This is a genomic window from Kineosporia sp. NBRC 101731 (genome assembly GCF_030269305.1).
In the GTDB taxonomy this organism is placed as follows: Bacteria; Actinomycetota; Actinomycetes; order Actinomycetales; family Kineosporiaceae; genus Kineosporia.
The window spans coordinates 319241-339661 of the sequence record NZ_BSTC01000008.1 but is presented as its reverse complement, the minus strand read 5'-3'; the positions used below and the strand labels follow the sequence as shown (position 1 = coordinate 339661).

At 70.5% G+C, this 20421-nt stretch carries 20 protein-coding genes; 6 read left to right on the top strand and 14 right to left on the bottom strand.

The genetic code is table 11. The features are described 5' to 3' along the window. Positions 1-57: 57 nt before the first annotated feature. The 5 genes from QSK05_RS23190 to QSK05_RS23170 all read right to left on the bottom strand — a co-directional run bounded on the left by QSK05_RS23190 (position 58) and on the right by QSK05_RS23170 (position 7222). On the bottom strand, positions 58-4308 hold the full coding sequence (locus tag QSK05_RS23190; protein ID WP_285599400.1) for a PDDEXK-like endonuclease domain-containing protein: 4251 nt from the start codon (positions 4306-4308) through the stop codon (positions 58-60). A 305-nt stretch (positions 4309-4613) separates the two neighbouring features. Then, positions 4614-5153 (bottom strand): hypothetical protein, encoded by a 540-nt coding sequence (locus QSK05_RS23185; RefSeq protein ID WP_285599399.1) that lies wholly within the window; start codon positions 5151-5153, stop codon positions 4614-4616. Between the two features lie 154 nt (positions 5154-5307). Next, positions 5308-5784 carry an NUDIX hydrolase gene (locus tag QSK05_RS23180; protein WP_285599398.1) on the bottom strand — a complete coding sequence of 159 codons (477 nt, stop codon included), beginning with the start codon at positions 5782-5784 and terminating at the stop codon, positions 5308-5310. Positions 5785-5809: 25 nt separating this feature from the next. After that, the gene (locus tag QSK05_RS23175) at positions 5810-6568 is read right to left on the bottom strand and encodes a DUF305 domain-containing protein (protein WP_285599397.1); all 759 of its coding nucleotides are present in this window, start codon (positions 6566-6568) and stop codon (positions 5810-5812) included. Positions 6569-6574: 6 nt separating this feature from the next. After that, positions 6575-7222, bottom strand: a complete 648-nt coding sequence (locus tag QSK05_RS23170; protein WP_285599396.1) for a thioredoxin-like domain-containing protein — start codon at positions 7220-7222, stop codon at positions 6575-6577. Between the two features lie 240 nt (positions 7223-7462). Here QSK05_RS23170 and QSK05_RS23165 point away from each other — a divergent pair, with 240 nt between their 5' ends. From QSK05_RS23165 to QSK05_RS23155, 3 genes are read left to right on the top strand one after another with little or no spacing between them, the layout of a single operon-like run. Further along, positions 7463-7765 carry an urease subunit gamma gene (locus QSK05_RS23165; RefSeq protein WP_231486120.1) on the top strand — a complete coding sequence of 101 codons (303 nt, stop codon included), beginning with the start codon at positions 7463-7465 and terminating at the stop codon, positions 7763-7765. Positions 7766-7774: 9 nt separating this feature from the next. After that, a complete protein-coding gene (locus tag QSK05_RS23160; protein WP_285599395.1) occupies positions 7775-8092 on the top strand; it encodes an urease subunit beta in 318 nt (105 codons plus the stop codon). Positions 8093-8099: 7 nt separating this feature from the next. Further along, a complete protein-coding gene (locus QSK05_RS23155; RefSeq protein WP_285599394.1) occupies positions 8100-9818 on the top strand; it encodes an urease subunit alpha in 1719 nt (572 codons plus the stop codon). Positions 9819-9906: 88 nt separating this feature from the next. On the opposite strand, the gene QSK05_RS23150 is transcribed toward QSK05_RS23155, so the two are convergent. From QSK05_RS23150 to QSK05_RS23135, 4 genes are all read right to left on the bottom strand, one after another. Next, entirely contained in the window at positions 9907-10584 is a 678-nt protein-coding gene (locus QSK05_RS23150; RefSeq protein ID WP_285599393.1) for a hypothetical protein, read from the bottom strand. Between the two features lie 64 nt (positions 10585-10648). Continuing rightward, positions 10649-11713 carry an AbrB family transcriptional regulator gene (locus QSK05_RS23145; RefSeq protein ID WP_285599392.1) on the bottom strand — a complete coding sequence of 355 codons (1065 nt, stop codon included), beginning with the start codon at positions 11711-11713 and terminating at the stop codon, positions 10649-10651. Beyond that, positions 11710-12048: a YkvA family protein gene (locus QSK05_RS23140; protein ID WP_352302308.1), complete on the bottom strand. Its 339-nt coding sequence runs from the start codon at positions 12046-12048 to the stop codon at positions 11710-11712. The genes QSK05_RS23145 and QSK05_RS23140 overlap by 4 nt, the downstream gene beginning before the upstream one ends. Positions 12049-12104: 56 nt before the next feature. Next, positions 12105-12794, bottom strand: coding sequence for a hypothetical protein (locus tag QSK05_RS23135; RefSeq protein WP_285599391.1), 690 nt, complete (start codon positions 12792-12794; stop codon positions 12105-12107). Between the two features lie 283 nt (positions 12795-13077). Between QSK05_RS23135 and QSK05_RS23130 the strand changes: the two genes are divergently transcribed. Then, on the top strand, positions 13078-14142 hold the full coding sequence (locus QSK05_RS23130; protein WP_285599390.1) for a glycoside hydrolase family 16 protein: 1065 nt from the start codon (positions 13078-13080) through the stop codon (positions 14140-14142). Here the strand turns inward: QSK05_RS23130 and QSK05_RS23125 are convergent. From QSK05_RS23125 to surE, 5 genes are all read right to left on the bottom strand, one after another. Continuing rightward, complete coding sequence (locus QSK05_RS23125) at positions 14078-14815, bottom strand: urease accessory protein UreD (protein ID WP_285599389.1); 738 nt, start codon at positions 14813-14815, stop codon at positions 14078-14080. The two genes, QSK05_RS23130 and QSK05_RS23125, sit on opposite strands and share 65 nt — an antisense overlap. Then, positions 14816-15493 carry an urease accessory protein UreG gene (ureG, locus tag QSK05_RS23120; RefSeq protein WP_502879817.1) on the bottom strand — a complete coding sequence of 226 codons (678 nt, stop codon included), beginning with the start codon at positions 15491-15493 and terminating at the stop codon, positions 14816-14818. It lies immediately after the preceding gene. 61 nt (positions 15494-15554) lie between these two features. Then, positions 15555-16238 carry an urease accessory protein UreF gene (locus QSK05_RS23115; RefSeq protein WP_502879810.1) on the bottom strand — a complete coding sequence of 228 codons (684 nt, stop codon included), beginning with the start codon at positions 16236-16238 and terminating at the stop codon, positions 15555-15557. A gap of 157 nt (positions 16239-16395) precedes the next feature. After that, positions 16396-17949 (bottom strand): alkaline phosphatase D family protein, encoded by a 1554-nt coding sequence (locus QSK05_RS23110; RefSeq protein ID WP_285599386.1) that lies wholly within the window; start codon positions 17947-17949, stop codon positions 16396-16398. Between the two features lie 208 nt (positions 17950-18157). Beyond that, the gene (gene surE, locus QSK05_RS23105; RefSeq protein ID WP_285599385.1) at positions 18158-18916 is read right to left on the bottom strand and encodes a 5'/3'-nucleotidase SurE; all 759 of its coding nucleotides are present in this window, start codon (positions 18914-18916) and stop codon (positions 18158-18160) included. 203 nt (positions 18917-19119) lie between these two features. Between surE and QSK05_RS23100 the strand changes: the two genes are divergently transcribed. Beyond that, positions 19120-19812: an SDR family oxidoreductase gene (locus QSK05_RS23100; RefSeq protein ID WP_285599384.1), complete on the top strand. Its 693-nt coding sequence runs from the start codon at positions 19120-19122 to the stop codon at positions 19810-19812. Positions 19813-19841: 29 nt separating this feature from the next. Then, entirely contained in the window at positions 19842-20408 is a 567-nt protein-coding gene (locus tag QSK05_RS23095; protein WP_285599383.1) for a CGNR zinc finger domain-containing protein, read from the top strand. The last annotated feature ends 13 nt before the right edge of the window (positions 20409-20421 follow it).

The window sequence follows — 20421 nt, the reverse complement described above, 5'->3', positions numbered from 1 at the left end:
GGGTCATCAGGTTGGATGCAGGCTCTTCCCAGAAAGTTCGGGTCCGGCCCGGATTATTTATTCCCAGTGCGGCGGACGATCCCGCTGCAGCTCGTCGTCGCGGTTGCTGCGCTCGTCGCGGTCACCCCAGCCCTCGTCCCGGTCGTCGTCGGAACGGTCGGGGAAAGCCGGTTCTTCGTCTTCAGGTCCCACGTCGTCAGACTTTACCGGCTCCGGCACGGGGACACCCAGCACGGAAGACGGCGCCATCCCGGTGACCGGGACGGACACCCCGGCGGCGACAACGACGTCCTCCATCACCGGGGCCTGCGGAGTGAAGCCGGGAGACAACTCGTACACCTCGGGAGGCAACGGCCGGGTCATGGCGGCCTCCCAGACCTGCCGGATGCGGGCAACCTCACCCTCGGGGTCGGCGGAGAGGTCCATGGCCGAGATCCGGTGGTACGCCCACCCCGCCCGCTCCCAGCGGGCGGGACGGTGCCGCTCCCGCTCCCGGGTGTTGCGGGAGGCGAAGGCCGGGCCGTCCAGATCGACGGCCACGAGCATCCGCCCGGGCACACGTGGATCGGCCACCGCGATGTCGATGGGCCAGGCCCCGTCACCGACCCGGAGCCGCACCGGCAGCCCGGCGGCGTTGAGACGGTCACTCAGGTCGACGGCGAGCGCGTCGGAAGTCTTCGGCATACGCCCGGTGCTACCCGTGCTCCGGCCTCCGGCGGCCAGCAGCACGTCGCGCAGCAGCCGGGCCCCGGCGGTCCGCAGCCGGTCGACCAGCAGGTCGTCGGCGGTGAAGCAGCAGACCACGGTGGTGCGGTGCCGCGACCGGCTGACGGCGGTGGTGAGCGCGGCCGCGCCCTTGTCACCGTCGAGCACCCCGAAGCGGTGCAGCACCCGTCCGTGCGGGGTACGGGCCAGGCCGATGGAGACGATGGCGGCGTCCCGCTCGATGCCCAGGAGGCGCTGCACCGGGCGGATGGTGAACGGCTCGGCCAGTCCGGCGCGGCGCTGTCCGCTGAGCCACTGCGCCAGGTCGTACCGCTCGGGCAGGCTGATGCGCAGGGCCTCCTCGATGCGCTCGGCGTGCCGCTCGCTCAGCGTGATGACGATGAGCGACTGGTCGGGGTGCTGCTGGGCGTGTCGCTCGACCAGGTCGATGACGCGGGCGACCTCACCGTCGGCGCTGACCGGGAGTTCCTCGCCCGGCGGCGGGATGGCGATGCCGTCGGCGACGGCCTCCAGGTAGAGGGGCGCGTGGACGCCGGTGCCCGGGGTCTGCTGCCAGCCCTCCGGGTAGCGGGGGGCGAGCGGGAGGAGCACGCGGCCGTCGGTACTGCGGTGGTCACGGTCGAGGCGGCACACCTTGGTGAACGGCGCGAGCGCCTCGACGACCGACCGGCTGCCGTCGGGCGGGGCGAGGCGGCGGCGGTCACCGGCGACGATCACCTGACCGCCCCGGGCCAGGGCCGCGACGACCTCGGGCAGGCCGATGTGGCCGGCGTCGTCCACCACCACGGTGTCGACGACCGGGGTGACGTTCGGGTCGGCGGGGGCGAGGCAGGCGGCGACGGTGTCGGGGCTCATCACCCAGACCGGGGTGAGGGCCGAGAGCACGTCACCGCAACGGCGCACCAGGTCGGACAGGCGCGGGCGGTCGTCGTCCCGGGTCAGCCAGGTGCGCAGGGTGCGCATCTGCTCGGGCTGGGCGGTGACGACCTTCGCGGCGCGGTGCGTGACGGCGGTGCGCACGAGTGCGGAACCGGCCTGGATGCGGGCTTGTTCGGCGGTGCGCAGATCTTCGGCCGCGGCCCGCAGCGCGTCCGGGTCGTGGCCGGCCAGCCGCTGGTCGGAGCGCACGATGCTCGACCGCACGGACGACCACCAGGTCAGGTCGAACTCACCGTCGATGTCTTCCGGCCCGACCCGGCGCTCGCGCAGGTCGTCGACAAGATCACCGAGCCCGGCGTCGCGCAGGGCCTGCACCAGACGGGCGCGGCGGGGCTGGCCGAGAATGCCCTGGGTGTCGCCGGACAGGTCGGCGACGTGTGCCTCCAGGTCGTCCAGTGGCATCGAGCGCAGTTCGGGCGCGGGTGTGTCGGCGAAGGTCCCGGCCAGCACGGCGATCGCACCCATCGCCGAGGAGACCGTGGTGGCGGCCTCGGTGAGCCCGACCACGACGCCCGGCGAGGACGGCACGAGCGCGTACTCCTGCCAGCGGTGGCGCAGGTCCTGCGCCGTACGCAGCACCTGGTGCAGGTCGCCGACGTGCACCCCGGGGCGCACCAGGGCCTGGGCCTGACGCCGGAGGCGGCGCCGTTCCACCCGTCCGGGGCCGCTGCCGTCGCTGCGCCGCTCGCCCCGCGGGGCGACGGCCACGGCCAGCTCGGCCAGCGGCGCGTCGAACAGCTGCGGCAGCATCGAGTCGACCACGGTGCGCACGCCCAGCAGCAGGTTGATCAGCGGCAGCCATTCCTGCGCGGAGGTCGCGGGCCGCAGCCCGGCGGCGGCCGTCACCCCGTCCATCGCGATCCGGGTGCGACGCAGGCCGGCCCGCAGCACGAGCGCGGCCTCCAGCGCCTTGCGGGCGTCCTCGTTGGTGGTGACCTGGGCGTCGTACCACCGGGTGTCGTCCCGGCTCAGGGTGAAGGCCCCGGCCGCGGCCGCGGCGTGCAGATGGGCACGCACCCGTTCCCGGGTGATGCCGTCGAGGCCGCGCAGCACCTCGTCACCGAGCCGGACCCGGCCCGCGGGAGCACCGGTGCGGGAGGTCAGGTCGGCCAGGGCCACCATCGCGTCGTAGGCGCTGACACCCCAGGGCTGGCGCACCTCGTGCAGCGCGATCACATCGCCGTCGAGCAGGGCCCGGGCCCGGCGGACGGTGCGGGCCGACTCGTCGTCCAGCGCCGCCTTGCCGACCGGCGGCAGTTCACCCGAGGTGCCACCGGTCGCGGCGGCCAGGGCGGCGGTGAGCGTGTCGGTCAGCGCGGCGGTGCGGGTGGCGGGCCGCCCGCCGGGAGAGTCGCGCAGGTCGAGCACGAGATCGCCGATGCCGGCGTCATACAGCCGGCTGAGCAGGGTCTCGGTGCTGGCGCGGCGAGGGCTCAGCACGAGCACGCGACGGCCCGCGGCCACCAGCCCGGCGATCGTGGCGGCCAGCGTGTGGGTGGCGCCGGCCCCGGGCGGGCCCTCGATCACCAGGTGCTCGCCCCGCAGCGCGGTCGCGACGGCGTCGGTCTGGGCCGGGTCGCAGTCGAGCACCAGCAGCTCGTCGGCGGGGTCGGCCTCGGCCGGTGGGCTCACCGGCCGGGCCCCGCGCGGGCCGAGCCGGCCCACCACGGCCAGGCGCCGCGACTCGGGTTCGCCGAGCGCGGGCTTCTGCTGCGGGATCCCGCCGGCTCCCCGGGTGCCGGTCGTGCCGGTCGTGCCGGTAGAGGTGCTTGAGGACGCGGTCGAGCCCCCGGCGCCGCCGGTGGCGGTCGCGGGGGTGTCCGGCAGCCGGACCACGAGCGGCGCGGTCGACGCCGCCACCGCGCTGAGCAGCTCGCTCGCGGCGATCGCGGGGACCGCGGCGTCGAGGTCGGCGAGCACGGCGCCGGAACCGGCGGCGAACGTGGCCAGGACCAGGCTGCGCTCGATGGTGAAGTCGCGCAGCTGGTCGCAGTGCTCCTCGAGCCAGGCGTAGACCGGCCGCGGGTCGAACCCCTTCTCGCCGTGGGCCAGCGCGGCCAGCTCGTTGCCGTCGGCCTCGATGCCGTAGTCGTCGTTGAGCAGGCGCACCAGCTCGGGGTTGATCAGGACCGTGCCGTCCAGATCCAGGTCGAAGTCGCTCTCGCCACCGCGCGGGCGGATCGAGCAGCCGCGCAGCACCACCGGGGCGTTCACCGGTTCGGACGAGCCGGCGGGCCGCCAGGTGGCCACCCCGATCGACAGGCAGCAGGCCTGCACGCCGCGCTGGGCCGAGAGCACGATCGCCGCCCGGCGGATCATCCGGACCTGGTTCCACGCCACGTCGTGGGCGTCAGGCTCCCGGAACAGGCTGGACAGTCGCGTCGGCCGGCCGGCGAACAGCTGCGCCAGCCCGGAGGGGTGCGCGTGGGTGAGTTCCAGCCAGGATTCGCGGGCTTGTGGGCCGGTGGTGAGAAGCGTGTCGGGCAGACCCGATCCGGCCAGGGCCCGGCGCCAGGCGTCGACAGCGGCCGCCACCCGTTCGAGGTCGACGCCGGGAGCGCCCGTCGAAGACTCCGCCGGGCGCTCGACACGGGGCGTCAGGGACCGCTGGGTCAGCGGCCCCGCGGCGGACTGCTCGGGCACCACCCAACGCTAGCCCGCGCTTCCCGGTGGACCCGGAAAGCGCTCCCGGCGCGCCGGAAGCACGCGCGGGGCAGTGCCCGCTCGGACGACTGCCCGACCCACCGGGCGGACGAGCAACGAGCCTGGTGAGAGGCGTCTTCGGGCTCCGGGGACGGAAATTCGGTGTGACCGGTCTGACACTCGAACGTGGGACAGCCGAAACGGGTCGGATGACCGCAGCGTGCATGATCACGGCGCACTTGGGTCGTGATCATGCAATCCCTCCCGAGGACGGGTTGCATGATCACGCCCAGGTTCACGCTGCCTCACGCCGCCAGGAGCATCGCCAGGACCGCGGTGTCGGGGTCCTGCGTCGGATCGACACCCACCATGCTCACCAGCCGGGTGATGGTGCCGTCCCGCTCGGCCTCCACCCAGGAGGCCCGGTGCTCCAGGCCGAGGTGCGGAATCCCCGGCAGCAGAACGCAGCCCGACGCCGCCCCGGTGGCCTCGGGGATCGAGGGCCGGCTCTCCGAGGGCGGGTGCAGAAGCAGCAGCGCGGGCGGGGTGTGCCGCCCGAACTGACCAGGCCCCGGGGCGCCGTCGCCGAGCACCGGGCCCGCCGACGTCACCAGACCGACCGCTCCCGGCAGCGGGCCCTCCGGAGTGTCCTCGACCGCCCGGAACACGGTGGTGGTCGGAACCAGGCCGGGCACGGCGGCAAGCCGCACCGCCAGGAGGAGGAACTGCGCCCACTCCCGGGTGGACGAGGGCCAGCGGCCGCTCACGACGAACCCGCTCAGCAGGTCGTCGCTGCCCTGATAAGGGGCGATCTCGACGTTCAGAGGGTTCAGAGAATCAGACATGCCAGCTCCCTCCACCGGGGGTCGCCGGACGGCATCAGGGACCCGAACAGGCCGATCTGCCGACGCGGCGCCCCATCGCACGTGATCACACGGTGCGGTACAAAGGCACTGGCAGACAAGACCCCCCGAGTGCCAGCCGTGTGCCGGCCGAGCTCTAGTCGAACTGGGCTCGGCCCGTTTCGGCGTAGACACGCGCCCGCTCCAGGCCCCGGGCCACCCCGGGAGACAGGGGTTCGGGCAGGTCAGAGGGGTCGAACCAGCCGACGGCGACCGACTCGTCATCGCCCACCACCGCCTCGCCACCGATCGGGCGGCAGTCGAAGAAATGGTCGACGAAGATCGTGCGGTCACCGTTCGGGAAGGTGACCGGGGCCGTGGTGTGGATCGCGATCAGGCCGGTGACCTCGATCTTCACACCCGTCTCCTCCAGCACCTCGCGGGTGCAGGTGAGAGACATCGGCTCTCCCGGCTCGGAGATCCCGCTCGGCAACGACCAGAGCAGGTTGTCCGATCGCTGGCCGAGCAGGATGCGCCCGGCCTCGTCCCGCACCAGAGCGGTCACGCCCGGCAGCCAGAGCTCGTCGGTGCCGATCTTCTCCCGCAGCTTGAGAATGAACTCAGGGGTCGCCATGCGCCGAACGGTACCTAAGGCTTGACTACGGCTGGGCTCCGCGTTCGCTGAGCATGTTCTGCATCAGCGCGATCTCGGCCTGCTGACCCTTCACGATGGTCTTGCAGAGGTTGACCACCACCGGTTCGTCGGTGAGCTGCAGCGCCGCCCGGGCCATCGCCACGCCACCCTGGTGATGCTTGATCATCAGCTGCAGGAACAGGATGTCGGCTTGCTTCGTGGGCAGCGAGCGCAGTTCGTTCACCTGCTTCTGGGTGGCCATACCGGGCATCAGGCCGTTCTCGTCGACGTGGGTGTCGTCGGCGGAGATCCCGGACAGCTCGTGCTCGGCCTCATGGCCCTGCATCCACTGCATCGGCTGCCCGGTGCGCCCGATCGTCAGGCCCCAGAGGTTGAGCCACCCCTGCATCTGCCCCATCTGACTGGACTGGGTCAGCGCCATGTCGGTGGTCAGGTACCGGACGTCGTCGTCCTGGGTGCGGCGCTGCACGATCGTCGCCATGTCCACCGCCTGGGCGTGGTGGTCGATCATGTCGCGGGCCAGGCCGGCCGCCGCCGAGTTGTCGGACGGCGTGGCCGGGCCCTGCACGTACGACACCACCAGCACCAGGCCGGCCAGCAGGACGAGCCCGGCGATCGCCATCCGCACCAGGGTGCGCCCGGTCAGCCAGGAACCGCCCGACGAGGACGGCGAGCTCTCCAGCCCGTCGTCCTCGTACAGCTCGTCGCCCGGCACCGTCTCGGACGCGGCCTCGGCGTGACCGGACTCACCCGTCGTTGCCATCGGGGATCAGCCTGTCGGCTCGCCGACGCCACCGGTGCAGGCGGCGCCCATCTCAGGGGTCTGCGTGCCCTGCTTGTACTCCTTGATGAACTTCTCGATGCGCGGGTCGTCTGCGGTGTCGACGGACAGCTGCAGGCCCCACGCGGACAGCGTGATCGGGTCGGGCAGGTCCTTGTACGGCGACAACACCAGGTAGGTCTGGTTGCCGACGATGTCTTTCAGCTCCTCGACCTGAGCCTTCGGCAGCTTCTCCTGGTAGGTGATCCAGACCGCGCCGTGCTCCAGGGCATGCACCGCATTCTCGTTCTGCACCGGCGCGTCGTAGACGCCGCAGTTCAGCCAGACCGGGTTGTGATCACCACCGACGGGCGGGGTCTGGGCGTAGGTCACCGGGGTCGAGACGTGGTTCTGCGTCAGGTCCTTGTATTCCTTCAGACCGGTCAGCTTGGTGGCGGCGACCTTGGCGGCGTCCTTGGCGCTGTCATCGCGGGCGGCCTTGACGACGGCGAACCCACCGCCGACCACCGCGATCACGATCACGAAGGCCCCTGCGGTCAGGGCGAAACGGCGCCGGCGCTCACTGGCAGCCTGCTCGGCGCGGAGTTTCGCCGCCTTCTCCGCGGTCGCCTGCCGGGATTTCCTGGCGTTGGTCATGACGGTTGCGTGCCTCTCGGGGGACTGGGCGTCGACATGTTGCTGACGGTCGGCGAAGCGCCGGGGTTCCGGACTTCACACAGGAAAGCTCGCGGCAACGCTACCGGCCCACCAGCAACGATCCAGAACAAGTTCAAGCTTCACATAGATTTCTGTGGACGATGTGCTCGTAGTTGTAACAACAGATCAGTATCGTGCGGCACCGGTAACAGGACGTGAAAGATCGGAGCGGATCCCGGAATGCAGCTGAGCCCGCACGAGCAGGAACGCTTGATGCTCTCCTACGCAGCTGATCTGGCCTGGCGGCGTAAGGACCGCGGCCTGCGGCTGAACCATCCGGAGGCCACGGCGATCATCTGCTCGTTCATCCTCGAGGGAGCCCGCGACGGGCGCCTGGTCACCGATCTGATGCAGGCCGGCCGCGAGGTCCTGACCCGGGCCGACGTGATGGACGGGGTGCCCGAGATGCTGGCCGAGGTCCAGATCGAGGCCACCTTCCCGGACGGCACGAAACTCGTGACCGTGCACGAGCCGATCATCTGAGGAGCTGACGTGATCCCTGGTGAGGTCATTCCCGCCGATGGTGCGATCACCCTGAACGAGGGTGCGACCCGCACCACCGTGCGCGTGGTGAACGCCGGCGACCGGCCCGTGCAGGTCGGTTCGCACTTCCACTTCTCCTCGGCGAACCAGGCCCTGGAATTCGACCGGGAACTCGCCCACGGCAAGCGGCTGGACATCGCCGCCGGCACCGCCGTGCGGTTCGAGCCCGGCGTCGACCGTGAGGTCACCCTCGTCCCGATCGCGGGCTCCCGGGTCGTTCCCGGTCTGAGCCTGCCCGCCCCCGGAATCCTGGATCAGGAAGGCTGAAACCCACTTGGACCTCTCCCGCGCCCGTTACGCCCAGCTCTACGGCCCGACCGTCGGCGACAAGGTCCGGCTGGCCGACACCGACCTGGTCATCTCCCCCACCGAAGACCTCTGCGGCGGTCCGGGACGAGCGGGCGAGGAGGCGGTGTTCGGCGGTGGCAAGGTGCTGCGCGAGTCGATGGGCCAGGGCCGCGCCACGCGCGGCGAGGGCACGCCCGACCTGGTGATCACCGGCGCCCTGGTGCTCGACCACTGGGGTGTGATCAAGGCCGACGTCGGGATCCGCGACGGCCGGATCGTGGCCCTGGGCAAGGCCGGTAACCCCGAGACGATGGACGGTGTGCACCCCGACCTGGTGGTCGGGCCGAACACCGAGATCCTCGCCGGCAACGGCAAGATCCTCACGGCCGGTGGCATCGACTGCCACGTGCACTTCATCTGCCCGCAGATCGTGCCCGAGGCCCTGGGCAACGGCATCACCACGCTGATCGGTGGCGGCACCGGCCCGGCCGAGGGCACCAAGGCCACCACCGTCACGCCCGGGTCCTGGTACATGGCCCGGATGCTCGAGGCGATGGACGGCCAGCCCGTCAACGTCGCCCTCCTGGGCAAGGGCAACACCGTGTCGCACGAGGCGATGTGGGAGCAGCTGCGGGCCGGGGCCTCGGGTTTCAAGCTGCACGAGGACTGGGGCACCACCCCGGCGGCCATCGACGCCTGCCTGACCGTGGCCGACGCGAGCGGGGTGCAGGTCAGCATCCACACCGACACCCTGAACGAGGCCGGGTACGTGGAGAGCACCCTGGCCGCGATCAACGGCCGGGCCATCCACAGCTACCACACCGAGGGTGCGGGCGGTGGGCACGCGCCGGACATCATCACCGTCGCCGGTTACGGCCACATCCTGCCGAGCTCCACGAACCCGACCCGGCCGCACACGATCAACACGCTGTCCGAGCACCTGGACATGCTGATGGTCTGCCACCACCTGTCGCCGTCGATCCCGGAAGACCTGGCGTTCGCCGAGTCCCGGATCCGGCCGAGCACCATTGCCGCCGAGGACCTGCTGCACGACCTCGGCGCGATCTCGATGATCGGCTCGGACGCCCAGGCGATGGGCCGCATCGGCGAGGTCGTGCTGCGCACCTGGCAGACCGCGCACGTGATGAAGTCCCGGCGCGGGCTGCTCGAGGGTGACGTGGATAACGACAACCGGCGGGCCCGGCGCTACATCGCGAAGTACACGATCGCCCCGGCTGTCGCGCACGGCATGGAGCAGGAGATCGGGTCGATCGAGAAGGGCAAGCTCGCCGACCTGGTGCTCTGGGACCCGGCCTTCTTCGGGGTGCGCCCGCAGGTGGTGCTCAAGGGCGGCATGATCGCCTGGGCCCAGATGGGCGACGCCAACGCCTCGATCCCGACCCCGCAGCCGATCCTGCCGCGCCCGATGTTCGGTGCGGCGCCGAAGGTCGCGGCGGCCACCAGCGTTCACTTCGTGGCCCCGCAGGCCATCGACGACGGGCTGGCCGGCCGGCTGAACGTGGACCGGCGTCTGGTCCCGGTCGAGAACGTGCGGCAGCGCGGCAAGGCCGACATGCCGGAGAACACGGCCACACCCGATATCCAGGTCGACCCCGACACCTTCACGGTGCGCATCGACGGCTCGGTCTGGGAGGAGCAGCCCGCCACCTCGCTGCCGATGGCCCAGCGGTATTTCATGTTCTGAGCAGCTTTTCCTGGAGGACGCGCAGGCTCCAGTCGGTCGGCAGAGGGAAGGTCAGGAGTTCCTGACCTTCCCTCTGCCGTACGGCACGTTACTGACCGGTGTCGCTGTACTCCCGCTCGGTCTTGGCCGAGTGGGAGACGGAAGCGGCTGTGGTGCTGGTCCTCTCGATCGCGGCCCGCCAGGTGCGCTTGGGTGCCTTCAGCTTGCCGATGAAGATGCCCTTCTTGTTCGTGGTGAAGTACTTCGCCGTCACCCAGCCGTCCTTGGTGAGGTACTGGATCGCGACCCGGGCCCCCGGCATCGGGCTGCGCGCCGCGCCGGTTCCGTAGTTGGTGCGCACCAGCTGACCGCCGATGTAGCGGTAGGGGTGGTTGTGCACGACGACCAGGGTGAGCATGCTCGGGCGCAGCAACCGGAACTTCGCCGCGCAGCTGACACCGTCGCGACTGATGGTCACGGGATGCAGCCCGGCGTCGGCATTCTTGTAGTCCTTGGGCTCAAAATGCTTGACCTGGAAACCCGGCCGGGAGTCGACGGCGAGGTCGGGGATGCGCACCCGCCAGTCCGCGGCGTCCGGCACCACGAACTTCACGGAGCGTGGATCGGCCCCCAGAACCAAGGTGCTCGGCGTGTAGGCGCAGGTGGCGGCGGTTCTCAGACTGCCGCTCTCGGAATCGGACGGGGTGGCGTGCGCGCTGCCCGACGTGAGTGGAGTGAAGGCCAGTCCGGCGACGAGCGCCGTGACTCCCCCGAGTCTTCTGAACATGCCTGTGACGCTAGTGACTACTGAGTGGTCCGAACCAGGTTGGGTCCGGCTTGGGCCGAACTGACTACGCCCGGGGTCCGGCAAGCAGTCTGGCCAGAAGCGGGGCACAGAAGAGCATCACGAACAACCGGGCAACCTGCACCATCAGCACGAACGTGACGTCGGCGCCGCTGCCGACCGCCGTGGCCAGCACCGCGTAGAGACCGCCCGGTGTGGTGGCCAGATAGCCCTCCAGCGAGGTGCGGCCGGTGGCGTGGGCCAGCACCACGCCCAGACCCGCGCTGACCACGATCAGGCCGATGATCGCAGCCACGGCCAGGGGCAGCACCGAGGCCACGGCCTTCAGGCTCTCCCGGGTGAACCGCAGGCCGACCTGCAGGCCGATCAGAGCGAACCCGATGTTCTGCAGCCAGTCCGGCACGGTCGCGGCGATCGTGCCGGTGCCGGCCAGCACCGCGGCGACGATCAGCGGGAAGAGCAGGGCACCGGCGGGCATCGGGACGAAGCGGGCCAGGGGCAGGCCGACGGCCAGGGCCAGGGCGGCGATGATCAGCCCGGCGTGTGGCAGCGCCGGCTCCACGCTCTGCGTGACGAGCAACGAGATCCCGGGAGTCGGCTCGGGGCTGAACACCACCTGCGCCACCAGCGGCATCCCGAGCAGGATGATCAGCACCCGCAGGTACTGCACCACGGCGACCACCCGGTCGTCGGCGCCCAGATCCCGCGAGATCGCCACGATGCCCGAGGCCCCGCCCGCGATCATGGCAAAGACGCCGGTAGCGGTGGAGATTCCGGGTTTGAGCATGAGTACGGAGCCGGCCGCCACGCTCAGCAGCAGGGTGGCCAGGCAGGACAGCAGCACGGGCAACCAGTCCGCGCCCAGGGCGGTGAGGGTGCTCGGCTCCAGGGTGCTGCCGATCGCCGCGCCGAGGACGGCCTGGCCGGTGGTGAAGGCGAAGCCGGGCACCGCCGGCGTACGCGGCGCGATCAGCGCGTAGCCCAGACCGGCGACGAGCGCGCCGAACAGTACCGGCGAGGGCAGGCCGGCCAGGTCGAGCACCGTCGAGAGGGCGACGACGAGGAACAGCAGGATCAGCCAGGGCAGGACTTTCCCGAACCTTGCCCTCACGAACTCACCGCGGGCTTGCCGAGAAGTCTTTCCAGCAGACGCGGATCGGTGGGCCAGGCCGCCAGCAGCACCGGACGCGGGATGCTGCGGGCCGCGTACCTCAGCAGCAGCACCACGGCCACCACGTCGTCGAGCGGGCCGATGACGGGCAGGAACTCCGGGATCAGGTCGATGGGCGAGAGCACCCACAGCACGGCCACGAGCAGGGCCACCCGGGCCCGGCGCGGTACGTCGGGGTGCTGCCGCAGCCGGCGCGCGGCGGTGACGCAGGAGGGCAGGAACCCGGCCAGGTCTTTCAGCAGGCCCGGGGGCAGGCGGTGGGCCAGGACCACCATCAGCAGGCAGCTCAGGGCGTAGAGGCCCACGATCACGGCCGCGATGACGATCCAGGTCACGTGATCTTGATGACCTCACTGGCCGCGCGGGTGATCGAGTAGAGGCGCCCGTTCAGCGGGGACTTGTTGATACCCATCAGGGAGAAAGTGTACGAGGCGCCCACCGTGAGGTTCGTGACGGTCGTCCTCATCTGCTTGCAGCCCTTGGTCGCCTTCACCGCGGTGAAGGTCTTCGGCGGGTCAGCCTTCGGCCGTGAGTAGTCGAACTGGTTGACGTACTGGGGCACCGCGACCACCTCGTACTGCTGGGTGTCCGGGTCGCCCATGTCCCACCAGCGCACCGAGACGGAGCCGTTGCCGATGGCCTTCACCACGTAGTTGTGGGCGATGGAGACCGGGTTGTGCGGCTGCATGCAGTTGTCGCGCGGCTCGAGCTTGTAGGTCGGCATCGGGGGCGGGCCGGAGAAGATGAACCGGTGCGGATGCTCGGGCGGTGCGATCGCCGGCCGGCCGGGCTGAGCCGGCCCGGTCGGGCGGGCCACCTGGGGTACACCGCGCACCGACGACCACTCGGGCACGTCCTCGTAGTACATCCAGTCGGCGACCTTGCCGGCCTTGAGCCCTTCCGGCTCGTCCGCCCGGTCCGACCGGTCAGAGGTGGCCAGGGCGACGACGTCGGTCACCACCGGGTCGAGCGCTCCCGTGGTGAGCAGGCCACCGGCCACGACGGCCAGGCCGATCGACACGGCCGCGAGGGTGGAGCGGTGCCGGCCCCTCCTACCGGGAGGGACCCCCACCGGGCGAGAACGACGTCCACCATTTTCTGCCCGTGCCACAAGCCCTCCCGGAACCGGACCGCATGCTGCCCTTGCCGAGGGCATGCATCGGCAGGAGGGTGGTGTGGCTGGTCGGCGGCACGGCCCCGTCACCCGAGCGGGCGTCACCCGACCGGCGGTTCTTCAGGTGACAGGAATGGCGCGTAAGGTACAACGACTCCCGAACCCTTCTGAGAGGCAGGCAGTGGCAGGCATGAGGCGCAAGAGCTACCTCGCGGCCACCGCGGCGATGTTCGCCGCCACCGTGATGGCAGGTGCGCCGGCTGTCGCCGCCAGTGCCACGGCCCCCGAAGCCGCCCCAGCACCCGTAGCAGCCAAGAAGTCGAGCTGGGCGCTGCACAGCGAGGTCAACTTCAACGGGTCCACCCTTCCCGACGGCTGCATCAAGTACTCCGGTGAGTACACCGCCGGCAACAGCGCCTGGTCCGAGAGCAACGCCGTGATGAGCGGTGGTGAGCTCAAGCTGGAGGTCGAGAAGAAGAAGACCGACGGCCAGCCGTACACCACCGGCGGCGTGGGCTGCTGGAGCTGGGGCCAGACCTACGGCAAGTTCGAGGTCAAGGCCAAGGTGCCCGCGGGCAAGGGCATCAACAGCTACCTCACCCTGTCCCCGTCGAAAGACAGCAGCAACGCGCTGACCAGCATCGAGCTGCTGGCTCCGGACCAGGACACGGCCTACGTCAGCAACGGCTACGGCAAGGGCTCCGAACAGGCCTTCTCCGAGCAGAACTTCGCCAACAAGAAGTTCCACACATACACGATCGAGTGGGCGCCCAAGCATCTCCTGGTGCGGCTGGACGGCAAGGAGATCTTCTACTCCACCAACTCGTACAAGGGCTCACGCTGGATCAGCATGGCCACCACCACCGGTGACGACCTGACCGGGAAGCCGACCTCGAAGACCAAGCTGCCGGCGGCGTTCACGATCACGCAGATGAAGATCTACCGGTACACGGGGACCAAGCCCACGCCCGGCAAGACCCTGAGCGTGGGCACGGACGGCACCGTGGCCGGCGCCACTCCGACGGCCAGTGGGTCGCCGGGCGCCACCGCCACCCCGACAGCCACCCCGACGACCGCGGCCGCGGCTTCTGAGGGCTCGTCGGGCTCGTCGGGTGGGGGAAAACTGACCGGTGGCATCTGGCCCTGGCTCATCGGTGGCAGCATCATGGCCGTTTCGGCGATCGCGATCCTCAGCTACCCGAACCGGAAGAAGCAGCCGCCGCGACGTCAGCCGTCGCAGCCCTACACGAGATAGCTTCCGCCGCCAGCAGATCGACCTGTACCGGCAACAGGTCCGAGCCCGTCGCGGTGGCCAGCAGGCCACCGCCGGCCAGGGGCAGGGCGACCGCGTCGCCGTGCGTGGCCGGTTCCGGCTTCTCCAGACCGGTGCGCACCAGCGTCGAGATCACCCGGGTGCCCCCGACCGCGACCACGGCCGAGCGCAGCGTGTGCCGCAGCAGCGGTTCGCCGTCACGGGTGAGCACGGTGCGACCCGACCACTCGCCAGGTCCTTCGTAGGCCCGGCCGAGCAGCACCTGTTCCACCACGCGGGCCTGACCGGATCCGGAAAGGGCCAGCGTGGTGCGGTTCTCGTGCCGGGCACCGTGACACACCACGGTCGGCTCGGTGGCCAGGTCGAGCTGCGCGTCGTCGTCCACCCACAGGTTCAGCTCGATCACCGAGTCCGGCCGCAGGCGCCCGGGCTGAATGATCGTCGCGCCCGCGCTGCGCACGGCCAGCCGGGCCCCGGCCCGCACGTGCACATCGATGACGGCGTGGTCACCACCCAGCGGGCCGGCCGCGATGCCGACCAGGTGAATCTCTCCCTCACCGGTCTGCCGGGCGGCGAAATGGCCGCCGCCGCGGACAGACTCGATGACGGTGCGACCCCGCCGGTGAATTGCGACGATCTCGATCCGGGAGTCCATTTAGGCGGGCACGCGCGCCATCTGGGCCAGCACCCAGTTCGCCACGTCGGTGGCGCCCGGGTCTTCGCGCAGCGACTGCAGCACCACGGGCTTGTCACCCCGCACCTTGTGCGCGTCGCCGCTCATCACGTCCAGGTCGGCGCCGACCATCGGGGCCAGGTCGGTCTTGTTGATCACCAGCAGGTCGGCCGTGGTGACGCCCGGACCGCCCTTGCGCGGCACCTTGTCGCCACCGGCCACGTCGACCACGAAGATCTGCACGTCGATGAGGCCCCGGCTGAACGACGCCGTGAGGTTGTCGCCGCCGCTCTCGACCAGCACCAGGTCGAGCGGGGCCAGACGCTCGACCAGGTCGTCGATGGCGTCGAGGTTGGCGGTGATGTCGTCGCGGATCGCGGTGTGCGGGCAGCAGCCGGTCTGCACGGCGACGATGCGCTCGTCGGGCAGAACCGCGTTGCGGCGCAGGAAGTCGGCATCTTCGGTGGTGTAGATGTCGTTGGTGACGACACCCAGCTGAAGCTTCTCGCCCAGCACCCGGCACAGGGCCGCGACCAGCGCGGTCTTGCCCGAGCCGACCGGGCCGCCGATGCCCACGCGCAGCGGGCCGTCCTCACCGGACAGACGCCCGGGCCCGGCCAGGTGCTCGTGCGGGTCCTCGCCGGGCAGCTCGTGCGGCAGGGCCGCGGGGCGCGGCACACCCAGGCGGGCTCCACCGTCGGCGGAGTCGGAGAGATACAGGTCAGGACGCAAAGAGGCGCTCCTCTCGGGCGGCGTGGCGCTCGGCCAGCAGATCCAGCAGGGGGTCGGAATCATCGGGCAGGTGCTCGAACTCGAGGTTGTGGGCAGCGACCGCCGCGACCTGCTCGATCGCGGGACCGAGGCGGACCGTCACGGCGGCCACGGTCACCGGGTCGAGGGCGAGCAGTCGCTGGGCCGCGGTCGAGGGCGCGCTGACCGAGAGGTAGGCGGCGGCGAGCGCAGCGCCCTGTGGGGTCACTCCGCCCGCGGCGCAGGCGCAGCCCAGGGTGATCGGGTGATGCGGCCGGGGGCCCAGGTCGGTCCAGCTCAGTGTGGTGGAGGGCGCGGCCCAGGTGGCTCTGGCGGTGCGCAGCAGCCCGCGACCCTGGGCCCGGGAGGCCAGCCGCTGGGCGGGTGAAGGGGTGCGGGCGTCGGCCTCGCGGTCGAGACGCTGGAGCTGGGCGGGGGTGGTGATCGTGGCCGCGGCGGCCGCCAGACCGGCGGTGACCAGGCCGGTCGTGCGCAGGCGGCGCTCCAGGAAGCGCTCCAGGCTCTTCACCCCGGTGATCAGCCCGTCGGTGATGGCCTGTTCGACACCCCCCGAGTGCACGTGCCCACCACTGGGCAGACGCTGATCAGCCAGCGCGAGCAGCGCGGCGGTTCCGGGAGCGAGCACGAGGGTCATGCTAGGTCGCCCGTGTTACAAACCATCACCCCTCCCTCCGTGATCATGCAAAGTGTCTACGGCACCCCACCACCTCGTCCGTGATCATGCAAAACCTCCCCAGCGTTCTAGAACTCTCCTGCTGACAGTTCTAGAAGTCCGGGGAGGTTTTGCATGATCACGACGGGGTTTGGTCTTTCAGGGTCTTCGACCAGAGCGACTTTCCCTCGATGTCGCGCAGGTACACCGTGAAATCCTTCGACGAGCCGTCGATCTCGACCTCACCGAAGAACTGGGAGCCCTCCAGCGGGGAGGTGTTCGCGCGCGGCGGGGTGGCGGCGAAGACCTGCTGCGGGCCGAAGGTGGAGTCCAGGGCGTTGGGGCCGAACGCGCCGGCGTGCAACGGTCCGCTGACGAACTCCCAGAACGGGTCGAAGTCGGTGAAGCCCGCGCGGGAGGGGTCGTAGTGGTGGGCCGCGGTGTAGTGCACATCGGCCGTCAGCCACACCGTGTTGACGATCTGGCGACGCTTGATCTCCCGCAGGATCCACGCGATCTGGCGTTCCCGGCCGCGCGGCGCGCCGGCCGTTCCCTGGGCCACGGCCTCGATGTCGGCGCCGTCCGGCACCACCAGGCCGATCGGCATGTCCGACTGGATCACCTTCCAGGTCGCCTTCGACGCCTGGAGTTCCCGCACCAGCCAGCGGGCCTGCTCACCGCCGAGAATGCCGCCGTCCGCCGAGATGCCGCCCGCCTCCAGACCCGGGGTGTTGGCGTTGCGGTAGGTGCGCATGTCGAGGATGAAGATGTCGAGCGTCGGGCCATAGGAGACCTTGCGGTAGATCTGGTGCTCCTTCACCGTCTTCGTGCTCAGCGGCTGGTACTCGGTCCACGCCTGGTAGGCGCGACGCTTGAGCACGTCGGTGTCCTTCTCGGTGTAGCGCGTGTCGTCGAGGATCTCGCCCGGGTACCAGTTGTTGCTGACCTCGTGGTCGTCCCACTGGCAGACCAGCGGGGTGTGCGCGAGGAAGGCCCGCATCCCGGCGTCGCCCAGGTTGTAGCGGTGCGCACCCCGGAAGTCGAGCGTCTCGGCGACGTGGGACTTGGCCTCTTCCAGTTCGTTCCGGTAGATCCGGCCGTCGGGCAGGGTGACGTCGCCGGTGATCGGGCCGTCCGCGTAGACCGAGTCGCCCGAGTGCAGGAAGAAGTTCGCGTCGCGCGCCCGCATCGCCCGGTAGATCGGGAACCCGCCGAGATCCGGGTTGCGGCCCCAGCCCTGACCCGCCTGGTCACCGCTCCAGAGGAAGCGCACGTCCCGCGGGCGCCGCGGGGCGGTGTGCAGCAGGCCGTCGACGTGCTGCCCGACCACGCGGTGCGAGTCCGGTTCGCCCAGCACCACGCGGTAGCTGATGTCCTCACCCGCAGGCAGACCGGTGAGATCGACCCGTCCGGTGAAGTCGCTCTTCACCGTCAGCACCGGACCGCGGTAGGTGCGGCTGTGCTCGGTGAACCGGCCGGTGGGTGAGACCTGGACGAACATCCGGGCGGGACGGTCGGAGCGGGTCCAGACCACGGCACTGTCGGCGGTGACGTCGCCGGACTGCACGCCGTGCGTGAGCGCCGCCCGGTTCCGGGTGATCAGCGAGGGAGATGCGAAGCCGCTGGTGGCGGCCAGGCCGGCAACGCCGGCGGCACCGCGCAGAACACCGCGCCGGGAGAAATGGTGAGGCATGAACCTCAGGCTGGTGGCTGCCGGGGGCCACGAAGACACCGGCAAGTGACGCAAAAGCGACCAATGGATGACGACGTGCCACCCCGGTGGGCCCCGCCAGGATTGCGTGCGGTTTCCGATGGCCACACCGGGGACCTTGGCCCTCGTCCGTTCGCTTGGTAACCGGCCCGGTCGAGACGCCTAACGGTGGGGACCGGGAGCAGGCCTTCTACTCCAGCCCTTGGTCCAGCCCGGCCGGGAGGTCCAGATCCGCCACGATCGGTGTGCGCATCGACGACAGCGTGGCCCAGCCCTTCCGCAGCAGGCCCAGGTCGCTGTCCTGCGCGACCTCCTCCCCGAGCTCGGTGAACGCCATCGTCACGAAACCCTCGCCGAACTCCCCGATCTCGGCCTGGACCGAGCCGAAGCCCGCGAAATCCGCAGACCGGAGTCCCAACAGGCCGTCCGGCGCCACGTCAGGAACATTCACATTCACCGCGACCAGCCCGGCCCGGTGCTGCAGGAACCAGTCCAGCGCCCGCGCGGTGACCACCCGGGCCGTGTCCCAGTGCGTCACGGGAGCCCCCGCCAACGACACCGCAAGCCCCGGTACCCCATGACTGGCTCCCGTGAGCGCCGCCCCGACCGTGCCCGAGTGGATCACCGCACGACCGGTGTTCGCACCGTGATTGATGCCGGAGAGCACCACGTCGGGTACCTCCCCGAAGGCGCCCCGCACCCCGGCGAACGCGATCATCGCCGGCGACGCGTGGACCCCGTAGGCCTTGCACCCCGCAACCTCGGCCCGGTCGTAGACCAGCCGCCCACCTGATTCCAGGGCACTCAGCATCGCCGCCGTCCCGCTGCGGTCCTCGTGCGGCGCGGCCACGGTCACCTCCAGCCCGGCGGCCAGCGCGACCTCGGTCAGCACCCGAAGCCCTTCGGCAGACACTCCGTCGTCATTCGTGATCAGCGCGCGCAGGCTCATGGGTCCCAGCCTCCCCCGATACACCCCATCGCGCATCGTCCCCCAGCCGCACTCCCGTCCCATCCCGACCCAGCCTTCGCGATCGCTCGTGACCCGCGTCCCTCATTTACCGACAGAACCAAAACGAGAAAGCATCTTGCGGCCAGGCTAGTAATAGGTGTTCCATGTTTACTACTTACCGAACACCGACGAAGGAGCACCACATGACCACCGTCAAGGGCGCAGTCGCACTGGTCACCGGCGGACAGCGCGGGCTGGGTCAGGCCTTTGCGCAGGCACTTCTCGCCGAGGGGGCGGCCAAGGTCTACGTCACGGCCCGGCAGCCCGCACCGACCGGCGACCCCCGCCTGGTGCCGCTCCCGCTCGACGTGACCGACGAGCACTCGATCCTGCGCCTGGCCGAATCCGCGCCCGACGTGAACATCGTGATCAACAACGCCGGCACGATCGCTCCAGTGGCCCTGACCGAGATCAGCCCCGACGACGCCCGGGCGGTGTTCGAGACCAATGTGTTCGGCCCGCTGCGGGTGGCCCAGGTCTTCGCGCCGATCCTGGCCGCGAACGGCGGCGGGGCGCTGGTCGACATCCACTCGGTGCTGAGCTGGCTCGCGGGTTCCGGGGTGTACGGCGCCTCGAAGGCGGCGCTCTGGTCGGTGACCAACTCCCTGCGCCCGATCCTCGCCCGGTCCGGGACACAGGTGCTGGGTGTACATCTGGGCTACGCCAGGACCGACATGACCGCGGCCCTGGACGTGCCCAAGATCGACCCGGCCGACGTGGCGAAGGGCACGGTCGCGGCGATCCTGGCCGGCGACACCGAGTACCTCGCGGACGAGGTGAGCCGGTTCGCCAAGGGCGCGCTGACCGGGCCGCCGGAGGCGCTCGCTATGGTGTGAGGCCGAAGCGCCCGGGAAGGAGACTGAGGATGCCTAGATTCGCTGCGACAGAACGACTGTCCACCTCGGTCGCCCCCGACTCGCTGCTGCTCACCCAGGAGCTGCTCAACACACAGGGGCCGCTGATCTACCGGATCGACCTGCTGGACGAGACCGGCACGGCGCAGGAATGGCTCGACGGGGTGCTGGCCGACTGGCAGTCCGTCCACCCGGGGCTGGAGGCCGTGAGCCTCCGGCTCCGGGATGCCGACCTGGCGCGGCTCGCCACGGTCCGGGACAGCCTCTACGGTGTCGTCACCGGTGAGAGTGACGTCCCGGCGCTGGAATCCCAGGTGACCGTGACCGCCGGCCCGAACGGGGTGGAGGCAGCACCCGGCGGCACCGGCATCGGCTGGATCTCGTCCGCGGTGGCCCTGGAATTGTTCCGGGCCCGGGAACAGGATCTGCTCCGCCGTCTCAAGCGCTGCCAGAATCCGGACTGCGCAACGGTTTTCTATGACCGGTCGAAGAACAACAGCCGCTCCTGGCACGATGTGGCCACCTGCGGCAACCGGGCCAACGTGCGGGCCTACCGGGCCCGGCAGAAAGAGTCCTGAGACCGGCGCCTCA

Coding starts and splice junctions, on each gene's coding strand:
- QSK05_RS23185 (WP_285599399.1), bottom strand. CDS start 5,153: ATGTCTGATTCTCTGAACCCTCTGAACGTCGAGATCGCCCCTTATCAG.
- QSK05_RS23180 (WP_285599398.1), bottom strand. CDS start 5,784: ATGGCGACCCCTGAGTTCATTCTCAAGCTGCGGGAGAAGATCGGCACC.
- QSK05_RS23175 (WP_285599397.1), bottom strand. CDS start 6,568: ATGGCAACGACGGGTGAGTCCGGTCACGCCGAGGCCGCGTCCGAGACG.
- QSK05_RS23170 (WP_285599396.1), bottom strand. CDS start 7,222: ATGACCAACGCCAGGAAATCCCGGCAGGCGACCGCGGAGAAGGCGGCG.
- QSK05_RS23165 (WP_231486120.1), top strand. CDS start 7,463: ATGCAGCTGAGCCCGCACGAGCAGGAACGCTTGATGCTCTCCTACGCA.
- QSK05_RS23150 (WP_285599393.1), bottom strand. CDS start 10,584: ATGTTCAGAAGACTCGGGGGAGTCACGGCGCTCGTCGCCGGACTGGCC.
- QSK05_RS23140 (WP_352302308.1), bottom strand. CDS start 12,048: ATGGTGGTCCTGGCCCACCGCCTGCCCCCGGGCCTGCTGAAAGACCTG.
- QSK05_RS23130 (WP_285599390.1), top strand. CDS start 13,078: ATGAGGCGCAAGAGCTACCTCGCGGCCACCGCGGCGATGTTCGCCGCC.
- QSK05_RS23125 (WP_285599389.1), bottom strand. CDS start 14,815: ATGGACTCCCGGATCGAGATCGTCGCAATTCACCGGCGGGGTCGCACC.
- QSK05_RS23115 (WP_502879810.1), bottom strand. CDS start 16,238: ATGACCCTCGTGCTCGCTCCCGGAACCGCCGCGCTGCTCGCGCTGGCT.
- QSK05_RS23110 (WP_285599386.1), bottom strand. CDS start 17,949: ATGCCTCACCATTTCTCCCGGCGCGGTGTTCTGCGCGGTGCCGCCGGC.
- surE (WP_285599385.1), bottom strand. CDS start 18,916: ATGAGCCTGCGCGCGCTGATCACGAATGACGACGGAGTGTCTGCCGAA.
- QSK05_RS23100 (WP_285599384.1), top strand. CDS start 19,120: ATGACCACCGTCAAGGGCGCAGTCGCACTGGTCACCGGCGGACAGCGC.
- QSK05_RS23095 (WP_285599383.1), top strand. CDS start 19,842: ATGCCTAGATTCGCTGCGACAGAACGACTGTCCACCTCGGTCGCCCCC.